General features: G+C 37.8%; 13 protein-coding genes and 2 pseudogenes. 2 read left to right on the forward strand and 13 right to left on the reverse strand.

Going from position 1 to position 14,600, the window contains the following annotated elements:
- Nucleotides 1-149: 149 nt before the first annotated feature.
- The 6 genes and pseudogenes from COD92_RS25590 to COD92_RS25620 all read right to left on the reverse strand — a co-directional run bounded on the left by COD92_RS25590 (nucleotide 150) and on the right by COD92_RS25620 (nucleotide 7,362).
- Complete coding sequence (locus COD92_RS25590; RefSeq protein WP_255286637.1) at nucleotides 150-1,370, reverse strand: multidrug effflux MFS transporter; 1,221 nt, start codon at nucleotides 1,368-1,370, stop codon at nucleotides 150-152.
- Nucleotides 1,371-1,430: 60 nt separating this feature from the next.
- A complete protein-coding gene (locus COD92_RS25595; RefSeq protein ID WP_098530133.1) occupies nucleotides 1,431-2,396 on the reverse strand; it encodes a zinc-binding alcohol dehydrogenase family protein in 966 nt (321 codons plus the stop codon).
- A 19-nt stretch (nucleotides 2,397-2,415) separates the two neighbouring features.
- Nucleotides 2,416-3,942, reverse strand: coding sequence for an osmoprotectant update ABC transporter permease/substrate-binding subunit OpuFB (opuFB, locus tag COD92_RS25600; RefSeq protein WP_098530132.1), 1,527 nt, complete (start codon nucleotides 3,940-3,942; stop codon nucleotides 2,416-2,418).
- A complete protein-coding gene (gene opuFA / locus COD92_RS25605) occupies nucleotides 3,935-4,885 on the reverse strand; it encodes an osmoprotectant update ABC transporter ATP-binding subunit OpuFA (protein WP_098530131.1) in 951 nt (316 codons plus the stop codon). The genes opuFB and opuFA overlap by 8 nt, the downstream gene beginning before the upstream one ends.
- 93 nt (nucleotides 4,886-4,978) lie before the next feature.
- Nucleotides 4,979-5,401, reverse strand: coding sequence for a MarR family winged helix-turn-helix transcriptional regulator (locus tag COD92_RS25610; protein WP_098530130.1), 423 nt, complete (start codon nucleotides 5,399-5,401; stop codon nucleotides 4,979-4,981).
- A 783-nt stretch (nucleotides 5,402-6,184) separates the two neighbouring features.
- A pseudogene (locus COD92_RS25620) lies at nucleotides 6,185-7,362 on the reverse strand (YhgE/Pip domain-containing protein).
- On the opposite strand from COD92_RS25620, the pseudogene COD92_RS25625 reads away from it, so the two are divergent.
- Nucleotides 7,289-7,848, forward strand: a pseudogene (locus COD92_RS25625) (TetR/AcrR family transcriptional regulator). The pseudogenes COD92_RS25620 and COD92_RS25625 sit on opposite strands and share 74 nt — an antisense overlap.
- A gap of 221 nt (nucleotides 7,849-8,069) precedes the next feature.
- Here the strand turns inward: COD92_RS25625 and COD92_RS25630 are convergent.
- The 7 genes from COD92_RS25630 to COD92_RS25665 form a co-directional block, all read right to left on the reverse strand.
- On the reverse strand, nucleotides 8,070-8,909 hold the full coding sequence (locus COD92_RS25630; protein ID WP_098530129.1) for a DUF2935 domain-containing protein: 840 nt from the start codon (nucleotides 8,907-8,909) through the stop codon (nucleotides 8,070-8,072).
- A gap of 275 nt (nucleotides 8,910-9,184) precedes the next feature.
- Entirely contained in the window at nucleotides 9,185-9,778 is a 594-nt protein-coding gene (locus tag COD92_RS25635; protein ID WP_098530128.1) for a dienelactone hydrolase family protein, read from the reverse strand.
- Nucleotides 9,779-10,370: 592 nt separating this feature from the next.
- Nucleotides 10,371-10,556, reverse strand: coding sequence for an ArdC-like ssDNA-binding domain-containing protein (locus COD92_RS25645; protein WP_098530126.1), 186 nt, complete (start codon nucleotides 10,554-10,556; stop codon nucleotides 10,371-10,373).
- A 141-nt stretch (nucleotides 10,557-10,697) separates the two neighbouring features.
- On the reverse strand, nucleotides 10,698-10,946 hold the full coding sequence (locus COD92_RS25650; RefSeq protein WP_098530125.1) for a hypothetical protein: 249 nt from the start codon (nucleotides 10,944-10,946) through the stop codon (nucleotides 10,698-10,700).
- 385 nt (nucleotides 10,947-11,331) lie between these two features.
- Nucleotides 11,332-11,667, reverse strand: coding sequence for a ribonuclease E inhibitor RraB (locus COD92_RS25655; protein ID WP_098530124.1), 336 nt, complete (start codon nucleotides 11,665-11,667; stop codon nucleotides 11,332-11,334).
- A 275-nt stretch (nucleotides 11,668-11,942) separates the two neighbouring features.
- On the reverse strand, nucleotides 11,943-12,128 hold the full coding sequence (locus tag COD92_RS25660) for a hypothetical protein (protein WP_255286636.1): 186 nt from the start codon (nucleotides 12,126-12,128) through the stop codon (nucleotides 11,943-11,945).
- Between the two features lie 80 nt (nucleotides 12,129-12,208).
- The gene (locus tag COD92_RS25665; RefSeq protein WP_098530123.1) at nucleotides 12,209-12,787 is read right to left on the reverse strand and encodes a TetR/AcrR family transcriptional regulator; all 579 of its coding nucleotides are present in this window, start codon (nucleotides 12,785-12,787) and stop codon (nucleotides 12,209-12,211) included.
- A 210-nt stretch (nucleotides 12,788-12,997) separates the two neighbouring features.
- On the opposite strand from COD92_RS25665, the gene COD92_RS25670 reads away from it, so the two are divergent.
- Entirely contained in the window at nucleotides 12,998-14,203 is a 1,206-nt protein-coding gene (locus COD92_RS25670) for an MFS transporter (protein WP_098530122.1), read from the forward strand.
- Nucleotides 14,204-14,600: the final 397 nt, after the last annotated feature.

A 14,600-nucleotide genomic window follows, 5' to 3' on the forward strand; every position in this document is an offset into this window, starting at 1 on the left:
GTACGGTGGGATGCGGTCCATCCATGAACTAAGACCAATGGGTTACCTGAACCGACATCTTCATAGAACCGTTCCACGCCATAATTTGTCTGAAAACTTGCCTTCATATTCACTCCTTCTACTAAAGATAACTCCTCACAATTTGTATATTATGCCTGAATTTTTTTGGAGAAGGGCGATGTTTTAGCTTTTTTAGCTAGGGCTGCATAGGCGATGATAGACAACAAGCTCGTTGTGAAAATAATAACTCCAAATGGTACTGCCGAATATTCACCTGCAATACCCACAAGTGGGGCAGTAACGGCACCTAATAAAGTTGGCATAACACCCAAGAGTGCGGCGGCGCTCCCAGCAATATGCCCTTGCGATTCCATCCCTAATGTAAAAGAAGTCGGACCTGTAATACCGATTGCAGCGTTTAAAAAGAAAAGCGGAATGACTAACATCATTAACGGACCATGCAATAAGACTTCGATTAAGACCATCGTCCCGGCTATAAAAGCTATTGTAAGCCCGATAAGAAGAATACTATCTTCTTTTATCCGCCCTGCTAATAATTTCACAATTTGAGCCCCTAGAATTAAACTTATGCCATTCAGAGCAAAAAGCATTGAAAACACTTGCGGTGTCACGTCATAAATTTTTTGATAAATAAAGGAAGCTCCGGAAATGTAGGCAAAAACCCCGGCAAACAATATACCTTGAACAAGAGCGTATCCCATGAATCTCTTAGACTTAAGCAAATCTTTAAAATTGTTTAATAATCCCATGAAATCACTAGAAACACGCCGTTCTGCAGGTAGGCTTTCTATGATTTTCAATGCTGTTAAAGTTGATAATAAGACTCCAAAAAAACCTAAAAAGATAAATACACCTACCCAAGGAGTAAAAGAAATGATAGCACTTCCTGCAAGCGGTGCAATCAACGGAGCTAGATTACCGATGATTGTTAAGAGTGAAAAAAACTTTGTCAGTTCTATACCACTGTATAAATCACGAACAATTGCACGAGAAATAACAATCCCAGCCGAACCTGCAAATCCCTGTACGAAACGAAAAATAATAAATACAGTAATGTTCGGTGCGAAAGCACAAGCGAAAGAAGAAAGAGAATACACGATCATAGAAATCAATAAAGGTTTACGTCTGCCATGAACATCACTTAATGCACCCATGATGATTTGACCGAAAGCGATCCCTAAAATACAAGAGGTCAAGCTTGCTTGGACCATAGAAGCCTTTGTCCCAAAATAGCCCATAATTTTAGGAAATGACGCTAAATACATATCGATGGTAAACGGACCAATTCCAGAAAATACTGCTAAAAGTATAGCGAAAGCAAGCGAATATTTATTCGACTTTAAAACCAATTCAATACAACTCCTAACTATATTTTCAAATCATAGCAATACTCAAAGGCAGATACATTTTCAATTTACAATGACGATTTTTCCGTTAGCCGCATTACTTTCCATTAAAAGATGTGCTTTATGGATTTCATCAAGTGTGAAGACCTGTGCAATAGGCACCTTAATTTTATGTTGTTCAATATGGTCGAATAGTTCAATCAGCAAATTTTTATTAAAATTTATTCCGCTATCAAACTGAGTAAAATACGTACCAGAAGGAATATCCATCATAGGCTCAAAATTTCCCAACACCCACTCACCGCCTAATATTCCTGTCATACATAAGATACCGTGATGGGAAAGTAACTTCAGTGAATGTTTCAACGTGACCGTTCCCACTAGATCTAAAACTTTGTTCACGCCGTTTGGAAAAAGTGAGAAAAATTGTTCTGATAAACTTCCATCATCAAGTAACACAAAATCCGCACCATATTGCTTTAAAAAATCCACCTTGTTTGTGTTTCGGGTAGTCGAAATAACAGTAGCTCCGACACTTTTAGCAAGTTGCAATGCTGCTAGTCCAACAGAGCTGCTGCCTCCACGGATCAGCAGAGTTTCTCCCTTTTTAAGCCGAAGCGTATCAAAAAGGGAGGCATATGCTGTGTAATACATTTCAGGGATGGCTGCTAATTCCACCCAGTCCATATCATTGTCAAGCGGATAAACCTGTGAGGATGGAATTAGCGCATATTCCGCATAACTCCCATCAAACTCACGCCCAAGCCCCCCCATCAGGGATACAACCCGTTGACCTTTTTGAAAAGAACTATCTGATGGATCTTCTATTTCTCCTGCGCATTCGATTCCAATAATTCGAGGGAGTTTTACAGATGGAGAATCACCTTTTCTCGTAAAAATCTCCGACCGATTGATACCAAACGCCTTAATTTTTACCAGCACCCATCCCGGCTTCACTTTAGGGGTGGGTACTTCTTGTACAACTAATTCATCTGCTCTACAGGGTTTTTCCAATACAACTGCCTTCATTTTAAGTCCTCCTTATACATTACTTGTTCAGGAGACCTTCCTTTGTTAAGAAGTCTCTCGCCACATCTTCGGCTTTCTTTCCTTTCACACCAACTTCATAGTTCATTTTTTGCATTTGACTATCGGTAATCTTCCCGGCAAGTTTGTTCAATGCTGGTACAATCTCTGGGTATTGATCTATCGTTTCTTGCCGTAATAAAGGTGATCCTTGATATGGCGGGAAGAAATGTTTATCATCTTCAAGAACAACGAGATGGTATTTTTTCAGTTCACCATCCGTTGAATAGGCATTCATCAGATTTACCTTGCCTGTTTGAATTGCATGATACCTTACAGACGGGTCCATGGTAACAATTTTAAAATTCAAACCATATTTCTGAGCCAAACCTGGATATCCATCTTTTATATCGGCAAACTCAGGATCAAAACCGGCTGTAACATACTGCTCTACTTTTACGAGGTCAGAAATCTTTTTCAGATTATACTTTTTTGCAAAATCTTCAGGGACCGCTATCGCATAGGTGTCATTAAATTTCATTGGCGATAACAATGCCATGTTATATTTTTTGGCCATGCCTTCTTTTGCTTGTGTGTAGACTTCTATACTGTTTGTACTTACAGGGTTCTCTTTTAATAAGTTAGCAATTGCTGTCCCCGTAAATTCAGGATAAATATCAACATCTTTCGATTTTAATGCATTAAAAACAAAGGTCGTATCGCCTAATCCGGTTCTTAGCCTCACTTTCAAATCTGTATTTTCTTCGATCAATAATTTATACATATTGTCTAGAATTTCCGGCTCTGGACCGAATTTGCCAGAGATCACAATTGGCTTTTGCTCATTTTGAAGCAGGGTCGGACCAACCATAGAACCAATGATTAGAATGGTAACCAGCGCAAGAGCACCAGAGGCGACCATGATCTTTTTAAAGGAAACTCTTTCCAGCTTTCGGAGCAGAAGGTCAAAAATAATCGCTAAAAGTGCGGATGGTACAGCTCCGAGGACAATAAGTGAATAATCATTTCGAGATATTCCAAGTAGAATAATATCCCCTAATCCACCTGCTCCGATTAAGGAAGCAATCGTGGCCGTTCCTATAATAAAAATGGTAGCCGTTCGGATACCCGCCATGATGACAGGCATGGCTAAAGGAAGCTCGACTTTTAATAGTCTCTTCCTCCTGTTCATCCCCATGGCACTGGCGGCCTCCAATAATGAAGGTTCTACCTCTTTAATTCCCGTATAGGTATTCCGTAATAGAGGAAGGAGAGCATAAGCGATTAGCGCTATCACAGCAGGGACAGTCCCTATTCCAAAAAGTGGAATCAAAAGACCTAACAAAGCTAAAGAAGGAATGGTTTGCAGCACTCCAGTAATGCCAATGATATATTCTGCTATTCTTTGTTTTCGTGTTAAATAGATTCCTAGTGGTATCGCAATTATTAATGAGAAAAAAAGAGCAATTAACGAAATTTCTAGATGTTGCAAAAGAGCGTTCAAGAGCTGAGATTTCCGGTCTGACAAGACACTTATCAAATTACTCATGAATTTGCCCTCCTTCTCTCAAATATTGAGACATTACTTTAAGTGCATGTTGCCTGAGGATCATCCCGATTACTTTTCCATTGTCCTCAACAGAAATTTGTTCAAACGATGCAAGGTGTTCTAATACCTCATCTACTGGAGTTGATAAGGAAATGGTTTTAGTATTAGATAAAAATTCTGCTGGAACAGGTGAAATAAGTTCATTTAAACTCATGGAAAATTTACGGATTCCCACAAATTCACGTACAAAATCATTCACGGGAATAGTTAAAAATTCGTTTGGAGTGCCAATCTGGACGATTTCACCATCTTTCATCAGACAAATACGATCCCCTAGCTTTAAAGCTTCTTGCATATCATGAGTAACAAACACAATGGTCTTTTTCAGTTTTCGCTGAATTTCAAGCAGTTCATCCTGCAATTTTTCCCGGCTAAATGGATCAAGCGCACTAAACGGTTCGTCCATCAAGATGATTTCAGGATCCGCAGCTAAAGCTCTTATTACGCCTACTCGTTGCTGTTGTCCGCCCGAAAGTTCACTAGGTTTACGATTTCGATATTCTTTTGGATCAAGACCTACCATTTTTAGCAATTCATCAACACGAGCAGCGATCTTTTCTTTGTCCCAATTTACTAATTCCGGAACAATTGCAATATTTTCAGCAATTGACATATGTGGAAAAAGAGCAATTTGTTGCAGAACATACCCTATATTCCAACGAAGTTCATTGATATCATAGTCGCTTATTTTCATCCCATTAATCCAAACCCAACCTTTTGATAATTCGATGAGGCGATTAATCATTTTTAATGTGGTTGTCTTACCAGAACCACTGGGACCAATCAATATAAAAAATTCCCCTTTCTTTATTTCGAAATCTAAAGATTTTACGGCAAAGGTCCCGTTAGGAAATTGTTTGGATACTTGTTCAAACCGGATCATTTTACCTCTCCTTTTTTTTAATAATAGATTACCTTAGTTTTAACTTTTAAAATTTACCATTACATAGACATCTATGTAATGTGCAAAAAAAAATTAAAACCTTTTTAGGATTATTTCTAATAAATGTTCTACCTGTTCTTTTTCGATGTCCGTTAACCCACCGTAAATAACAGAATTTAATTTTTCTGAGATCTCATGAAAAATTGGTTCCAACTGGACTCCCTTTTCCGTTAGTTTGATTAACGTTACTCTGCTATCCTCCCAACTCTTTATTCTCTCGACATAACCTAATTTTTGTAACTTATCAATTAAAACTGTTACAGTCGGCTGAGTGCGATGGATTTTTTCAGCAAGTTCCTTCACGGATAAGCGATTTTTTTCGTAAAGGCACACTAAAATATCCCCATGTGAAGGGGCAATACCATTCACACCTTGTTTGTTAAGTTCCGTCAAAATCAAATTGTTTACTGCGTCTCTAATCTTTCCAACCATTGAAGCTGTATTATATTTAATCATGTTTTCCATTATACATAGATGTCTATGTTTTTTCAAGTGAATCACTATTTGTATAACTTTGTGGAAAGTTTTACTTAAATTAAGGCACCCGTTAGCCATCCATGAATCGCTAAAAAGATCGCTAAAAACCAGCTCTTCACCACAGAGAATGAAAATATTGTTAAACCGTCAATACTGACTGTCGCTCCCTAACGGGAAGCACACATGGTAGATTAATCCTATTCTGGCTGTTGCACCAGCCTCCAATAATATCCAGTCCCGTGGAAAGGATGTTTTCAATGGAAGTAGTCATTGAAAGTGCATGTGGTATAGATGTTTATTAAGACAACATTACTGCATGTATTATTACTTCACAAGGAAAGGAGATTCAAACGTTTTTTGCCAAAACAGTTTTTCTTTTAAAACTGCTCGATCAGCTTCTAATAGATTAACAATTGGCTTCCAATATACAGTCGTACTTTCCATGGCAGTTACGTATCTCTTATTATCTCTGCACACGGAAAGAAATGTATGTAGACTTAGGCGAAGACTACTTTGATAAAAAAAGTCAGCAATCCATTGTTCGGCATTCACTACGAAGACTTGAAAGTTTAGGATACACAGTTACTTTAAAAGAACCAGAAGCATCTTAATCTATTCAACTCTATTACAAAGATCATGAATTAGGCGCTCTCCCCTTTTTTAAAAATGAATGAGCTGCTTCTTCTTCAGTATTGCCTTTTTTCCTGAATTACAGAAGTTTATTTTCATGGTAGTTGAAGTGCGTTTATTCACAAACTTTTGCTAAAACAAGTTTATTGAATTAAGTTTTAAAGCAGAAGCTAGTATGATTACCATACTTACTACTCCAATCCATAAAAGAGTTGTATAGGTGAACTCCAAGTTAATCCTTTTCCGAAGAAGAGCAACTCACGCAAACCTTGTATCATAAATCGCATGGGCAACCAAGAATAAACCCAATCTCGATAAAATGGAGACATCATTTCTGGAGCCATTGAAAGCAGTGGTTCACCAAAGAATAACATTAATCCAAATAAGGGTAAACTTTTCATCCCCAACAACGAAAGTACCGCTAAAATCATTAGGAAAAAGCTAAAAGAAGTAATCGATAGGAATAAATCTGTATCCGTAAACTGTGGAATATGAAGTCCTACCATTTCACCTGCCAGCCAAGTTAAACCATATCCACTGACAAGGGAAATAATCGCACCTATTAAAATTTGTCCTATCTTTACGATAAGGTTCTCTTTCCGATTTGAAATTGATAATTTTCTAACAGCCATAAAGATAATTGCAGCACTTGCCAAGCTTCCTATCCATAATGGCTGAAATAAGGAAACAGGAGAATTTCCGTTTGCACTATTAGTACCAATTTCATTAACATTTGTGACTTTTTTTGATATAGGAGTCGCTAAGCTTGCAGCTTGTTTTACTGTTAATGTTGCTCCTTGTTTTTCAAATCCTTGAAGGAGTTGGGTACGAATATTGTTGTTCATACTGTCAACCACTCCATTCAAGACCCGTCCCGCCATCGTTGAGGCAGCTGTATTCATTCCCTGATTGATATATATTTGAACTTCAGGTGAAGAAGGTGCTGGTGTCCTTAATGATGCCTGATTAGCACTGAAATCTTTCGGAATGACCAATGCTGCATAATATTTTTGCTCATCCATTCCTTTTTGTGCTTCCTCTGCTGTTTTTACTTCAACCCATTTTACAGCAGGGTCTTCATCTGTTGTTGTATTTTTTTCCATTGTTTCAACGATGGTTTTACCCATATTCATTTCTGGTTGATTAGGACTTTGCACTCCCTCATCCTCATTTACGATTGCAATAGGCAGATTTTTGGGTTGTGGCTGGACTGATGGAAATAATGTTAGTGAAAAAATAAAAATTACTGCCAATACAATAATTGGTGACAGCAATACTAGTTTGTTTTTAATAACAACTAAAGCGAAAATTAATAGGGGTACATTTATACACACTATCAAGACAAATTTGATTTAATGACCAAATGCGAAGAAGAGATTATGCTTGAAATGTCCAGAATTGCAAAGCAGAACTTCCCAGGTGTTATTGCCGCACTTGAAACCAACTCACCGACTGCAACACCATTATCCCTTTCAGTTTTAATATTTGAGTATCTTAATGAAAATAGTGGTTTTATGAAAGCTGTGTTAGGTCCAAAAGGCGATTTATCTTTTCAAACAAGACTGAAAGATTTTATGTGGAAAACGCTGTTTGGAAATGAACCAAACGCAATTATTAAGGAGGAAAATTTACTTGTTCCAGGACAATATTTAGCTTCTTACGTTGCGTCTGCACATATAGGAGTAATTCAACAATGGTTAGATAGTGGCAGGAAAGAATCTCCTCAAGAGATAGCTCGAATCCTATCAACAATAACAGTAAATGGACCCTTCTTTGCATTCGGATTAAAAAAATAAATTAATCAAGTAAAAGGGACAGTCCCATAGAAAAAACGGTACTGTCCCTTTATTAATTATATGCTTCTTCAGCTAAACCGCCACGTTAGCTGAACAAGAAAAAGCGACTGCTCCTATTGAACAATCGCACCCTTTAGTCTAAGTACAATATTTCACAATCTTCATACTATAACTATCATGCTTTATTAGACCAACATGCACATTCTTTGCCGTTATCTATGTTATCGGGTACCGCCTGTAAGATGCGCGTCAAACATATCAATGATTTCTAGGAACCTATCAGCTTCCCGGAAAACATGGTCTGCTAAAAGAGGATGAATAATGCTCTTTATTTTACATTGCTCAATTAAATCACGGGCTGTTTTCTTAAAGTCCCTAAGAGATGAGACCGACACCCGATTTTGATCAAGGAATTGATCTAACAGAGGAACTGTTTGAGATTGTGGCTTCATAGATTCTAAGTCCCTTGCTTGATACAGCAATTGATCAAAATCATTGCTGAAATTCCGTGCTACATCAACTAGCTTCCTTTCGGACGGATCTAATAGATGACCAATAAATTTGGCATGGTCTGCCATAATCCTTAAGAAGAAGACATTTTCTTTAATAATGGCATCTGGGAGCGATTGCAATTTTCCTTCATTTAATTCAATTAATCGTTTTCTAAAATAATTAGCTTCCCTACTTGTATGGTCAACTAATAGTGGAAAATTATTTGCCCCCGGCAATTTGCATGTGAGAATTAGTCCTAATACTTTCCGTTTAAATACGAAAATATTAGTTGCAGCTTGTTGTACCTCTGAATTAAATCTTCTTATTTGTTCCGGATCAGTTTGATTATTAAAGGAATGTGCAGTTTGTTCGATGTGTTCAAATAATCGATAAAATTGATTAGCCTCTTGAATTAGTTGAGTATCCTCTGCTCTAAAACCTAATCGAAGAAATAAAGAATGCTCTTTCATGATCCTAGCCCAAAAACGTATTTCATTTAAAGAGCGTTCAACAAACAATCCAGATGTAACACCGGTATCAGCATGGAAAGATGTATCATCCCCGTTCATTCTATAACCTCCCCGAAATACTTCTTTTGTTCTATTCATATTTACATTGTCATTTGAATATGCCTTAAAGCAAAAGTTCCGTTTTATTTGAAAGTTATGAAATAAAGAGGACTTTATCTTTGTTCTGCCTATGACTATCGTTAAAAATCTTAGTTTCCCCACATTAATCTTATGAAACTAAACTGCACCTTTAGTTGAACAACAAAAAAAGAGCTGCCACCGTAACTCCATCAACTCAAGCACCCGATAGCTTAATAACACCTTAGTTAATTTAATTAATGTTTCACAATAAATTTCACCAATTCGTTAAATGCTTTTTGTGCAGATTTTACATTATATTTTGGAGAGTAGGGGTCACTGAATCCGTGCGTTCCGTTAAATTTATGTAATTCGATATTCTTTTTATCTAAAGTTAAAATTAACTCGTCCACATTAAATGATTGTTCTTCTTGCGGAAAGAATAGCATTGTAGGACATTGTGGTGTTAATTCTACATAATCCCGAATACGTGAACCATAGTATCCAACTATTCCAGCGACACATTCTTCCTCACTACATAACCAAGCAACAGTTGCCCCTACACTAAACCCAATGATAAATATTTTTTGGTATTCATCTTTAACATCTGATAATATATGTTTTATTTTATGTATAGCGTGAGTGAATCCTACTTTCTCCATAAAATTACGATAAGCATCTTCCTCTTGAGAATAATCAAAAGGTGTCTCTGATTCTAAAAAATTTGGACAAATGACATCAAAACTCTGTTTTGATAGAAATTCACAAAAACTCTTCATATGTTGGTTAATTCCATAAATTTCGTGTATAACAATGATAACAGTACCAGACTTTTTATTTATTTGAATCATTTTGTAGCCCCCTTGAACTGATACTCAAATTATACATATTAATACCCATTATATCATTCCTGCTTCCACTAACCTGACCGTTAGTAAAAAAGAAAACTGCCTTAATGACAGCTCCGATCTTGAACTCTTGCACCCTTTAGTTGAACAATAGGGTATATAGCTACGGCTTCAAATAATTCACAGTATTTTCATCACATTCTATTCAAACTTCCAATTGGATGTCAAACACTTCCCTTTTTTGGGAATCAAAATATTCAGAAATATATACATGTTCACCTAACCGTTTAGACTCACTTAATGTTACACGCAAAATATCTCTAATCTCATAAATTAGGAGTTTGTTTTCTTTCTATTCCTATAGGTGTGTTTAGCTGCACATTCACCACCGCATGTAGCAGTTTTAAATATCTCTTTTATTGGAAATGATTTTCTAAGCCGGTACACTGTTTATTAATTTCCCAAACTCGATAATAAAAGGGTTTGGCAAAAGTAATTTTTTCCCCTGTGTCTTCATCTTCTTTCTCTTTCCACAGCCAATAGACAATGATATGGGAATTTTTTAGTTCTTCTTTTTTAATTCGTCCACCCGCTTCTAAAATCTGTTTTTTGGAAGCATATTCCCCTGGCTCCACCAGAAAAACATTGATTCCTCGTATGGTTTTTGTGTTTTCCAATTGACCGCATTTGTATTGGTCCACGGCTGGCGCCACGGTGCAACGCACTTCTCTAATTTTCCAATGATTTTTTCTGTAATGATTTCATAAACACTTTTTGTCATTTTGTTTTTCCTCCTTTGATTTTTTGAAGTTTTGTTTAAGATTTTCTTTTTCCTTTTGACTTGCGAAGCGAGTGAGTTCCCCAAAGGGGGATGATTTTTCCCCTTTTGCAAGTAGAACGAAAAACACGCATAGGCAATGGGTCAAGGGTGCTCTTCGCACAAAAAGTTTTTTGCTGTTGCGAAAGCGTCCTTAAGCAAAAGACTTTTTTGCCCCTTGACCGATTGACTATCCTTTTTAGCTTCTAGCCGGTAAGGTTCGGGTGTCCTGCCGGCTGGAAGGTTAGAAGGCTTGCGCTGTTTTACGATTCGGAAGGCAAAAGGGAAAAATAAATAACAAAAGCAGCCGTTTCGGCTGCTCTCCTTTTGTTTTTTATTCTCTTGATCTTTCAATTTTTTGATCTTCCGGTTTTCGGCTCGTTCGGTATGGCGGCGTAAGCCGTAAAGGGAACAGAAACCTACAGAGTGTAGGCATGAGCCGTACAGACCGTGGTTTTTTATTAAAAGTCAATATATTTTATTAATGAGTTGATAAAAGGGAAGAATTATATAATGTTGCACATTATATAAGGCAAAAAGGAAGGATAGATAAAATTTGCTTTATCTATCCTTCTTTGTACTACATTTAACCTCATTTACTACAACAACATTAAGATTTACTAAGATAAAATAAGAAATAGTTGTTCCATTAAAGCGCCCGTTTGCTGAAGATCAGGATAATTGTTATGATAGCTGCCTTTAGCTTGTTTAACGGTACAGTTAGTTCAACAAGCACTAATTAATCAACCATTACTCCCCATCCATCCGAGTATACATTATAAGGTTTACTTAATTCATTTAGTCGTTTTTGAATATCAACAATATCTTCGTGAATTAAAAGCATTTTTACAAAACAATAACAGGTCCAGTCCTCGGTCTCTTCATCTTGTTCTAATTCGTAATTAAACCCATCATCGCTTAATAATTTTAATACAGCTTCGCCACTCTTTTTATCTGGAACTGCAACAAAGAAATCAACATTTTGTGGCTTTTTAAAATCAACACCATCTTTATAAAGCATTTTTAACACTTGTCCATCTTCATCATTAGGGAATTTTTTAGGGAATAAAATCAATTTTATCGTCTACTAGTTTAGTCAGCTAAATTATCTAATACTTTGATTTTATCAAATACTATCGTCTATTAATATAGTTATTCTTTAACTAACTTTATTACTTCAATAAGAAAAGGCGATTACATTTGTTAAGCGCTAAACATAAAGAAAAAGCACAATTCTTGCTGCAGAATTGCGCCCGATAGTTGAATAACTTTCATATTTCAATTAACCCATATCCCCAACATATGCTTGAGCCATTTCGTTACGAATACCGTAATTTATTAAATGAGGTATCATAGCTTTTCGATAAAAATCATATTTAATAATTCTTCTAATGGTATCCATCCAAGTGCCACTTGTTCAGAATCAGTTTCAATTCCTTTACCAAAACCACTTTCATCTATTATGGTATAGGCGAAAAGATGAACAACAACATGAACATGAGTATCCCAGCATCTCGGGCGGCGGGAGCACGGCATCGAAATCTACCTCAGCGATCTCTTGAATTCGCCTCATCAGTAAAGCAAAGGGACACTCCTCGTAAGATTTGGGTATCTATTCAATCCGAATTAATTCCTGTAAATGAATATTTCACTAAATTTTCAACATAAACATCATCCAAATTTTCACCTATCACAAGCAATCTATAGAAAATTGGCCCATAAATGAGGTCAATGCTTAAATCGAGATCGAGATTTCCCCTCAATTCCCCGCGCTGAACCCCCCGTTCCATAAGATGCCTAGCCTCAAGCCGGCGAGGATGGAAGTATCTGGTCCGGTATGCCTTCGCCAGCCCTGAATCAAATTGCCCTTCACCAATCAGCTCCTTAATGATTTTACCCTCCCGACTGGTCAAAAACCGAGCTAAACTAGTGGCATGGATGAGTATGTCATTAAATACTGAACCCGTGTCGGGCACCGGCAGTCTTGCCGCAGCAGCAGATAGAAAGCCGTCCATAACAACGGCTGCTTTGTTGGGCCACCATTTATAAATTGTGGCTTTACTAACCCTGGCACGCTCAGCAATTTTCTCTACAGTGACCGTTCCAAAGCCATTTTCCAACAACAAATCATATGAAGCAGAAAGGATAGACTTTTGCGTTTCAACATTACGTGGACGTCCTCTTTTGGCATTCACACGAATCCTCCCCTTTACAATAAAAACTATACGTTCATTATACTAAATATTCAACAAAAAGAAAAAATAGCTATTTACAAAACCGAACGTTCAGTATATTATTTAAATATCAATTACTAAACTATACGTACATTATTTAATTTGTCATGGCAGTACTGAATATTGTTAGCACTGCCGCACACACAATTAATGAAAATTGGGAGGATTACAATGCAAACGAATCAAGTTATCGAGGGTAAACGCATTTCAAGCTGGATTATGTTTCTGTTAGCGTCCGCATGTGGTCTTATTGTCGCCAATCTTTATTATGCGCAAACCCTGGTAGGACCTATCAGTGTCTCTACGGGTCTTTCTTCCGCAGCAGCAGGATTAATTGTCACCTTAACACAAATCGGTTATGTTGCAGGGCTGCTGTTTATCGTACCGCTTAGTGACATTATTGAAAATCGGCGCCTCGTGGCAGTATCACTAATTGTTGTGGTATGTGCATTGCTTGCGGCAACATTCGCCTCCAATGCGCTATTTTTCCTGACTGCGTCCCTGTTTATTGGACTGGGATCTGTGGTAGCCCAAATACTGGTTCCCTATGCCGCCCATTTAGCGTCTGAAGAGCAGCGCGGCCGCGTGGTCGGAAACGTGATGAGTGGACTCTTACTCGGAATTATGTTTGCCAGGCCGGTGGCAAGCTTTATAACCAGCATTTGGGGATGGCAAACAGTATTTGCTTTATCGGCGATTGTTATCGCTCTATTGACGGTTCTGTTGTCACGTATTCTCCCTGAGCGTAGACCTTCACCTACGCTAAACTACGGTAAATTAATTGTCTCTTTAGGCACCCTCTTAAAACAAACGCCTATATTGCGCCGCCGCGGCATTTATCAAGCTTGTTTATTTGGCGCCTTTAGCCTGTTTTGGACTGTGGTTCCTTTGCGATTGGTGGATGATTTCGGAATGTCCCAGCAAGGCATCGCATTGTTTGCATTGGCAGGTGTGGGAGGCGCGATAGCAGCGCCGATAGCTGGAAGACTGGCGGATAAAGGCTGGACCGAATTTTTGACCGGACTCGCAATGATTATTGCTTCCTTGTCTTTTTTGCTGGCATTTCTTTTTCAAGGTAATTCAGCAACGGCTCTCACATTGCTCATTCTTACTGCTATTATGCTGGATGCGGCCGTATCGGGAAATCTTGTGCTTGGACAGCGAGCGATTTATTCATTGGGGAGTGAAGCAAGAGGACGACTGAACGGACTTTTCATGTCTATATTCTTTATTGGCGGAGCAATTGGCTCTTCTTTGGGTGGTTGGTCTTATGCTCATGGCGGCTGGAGTTTCACATCTCTAATTGGAGTTGTTATGCCGCTTTTAGCCTTACTTTACTTTCTTACTGAAAAAAGAACCATCCGTAAAGGACGTTGAAACCCTTGCAGATGGTTCAGGGCAGTGAAACTCCCCCAAAAGCGGGAGAGCACATTGCAGGCAGCGATGAGGTTAGGGGGTTCGATTCCCCTTGACGCTATAAACAAAACACCGACTATAGCAGGTCGGTGTTTTTCGTTTTCTTAAATACACTTTTGTTAAATACAGTAAATATTAAGTCGTATTTCTTGTTCATCTAAACTCCCTTTAGTTTCAGTACATTTCTTCACAACCTCACCTCAATTCTAACATAAATATCCAGTTTTGTTTGAGAGCCTTACTCCATTAAATGGCCCGTTTGTTGAATAAGAGTGATCTAGAATATATATCTATTTAAACACATTCAAAATGATTCGCCACCCACTTTGAATTATTATCTGCAACGTATTGTTCCGCA

The organism is Bacillus sp. AFS037270 (assembly GCF_002585305.1).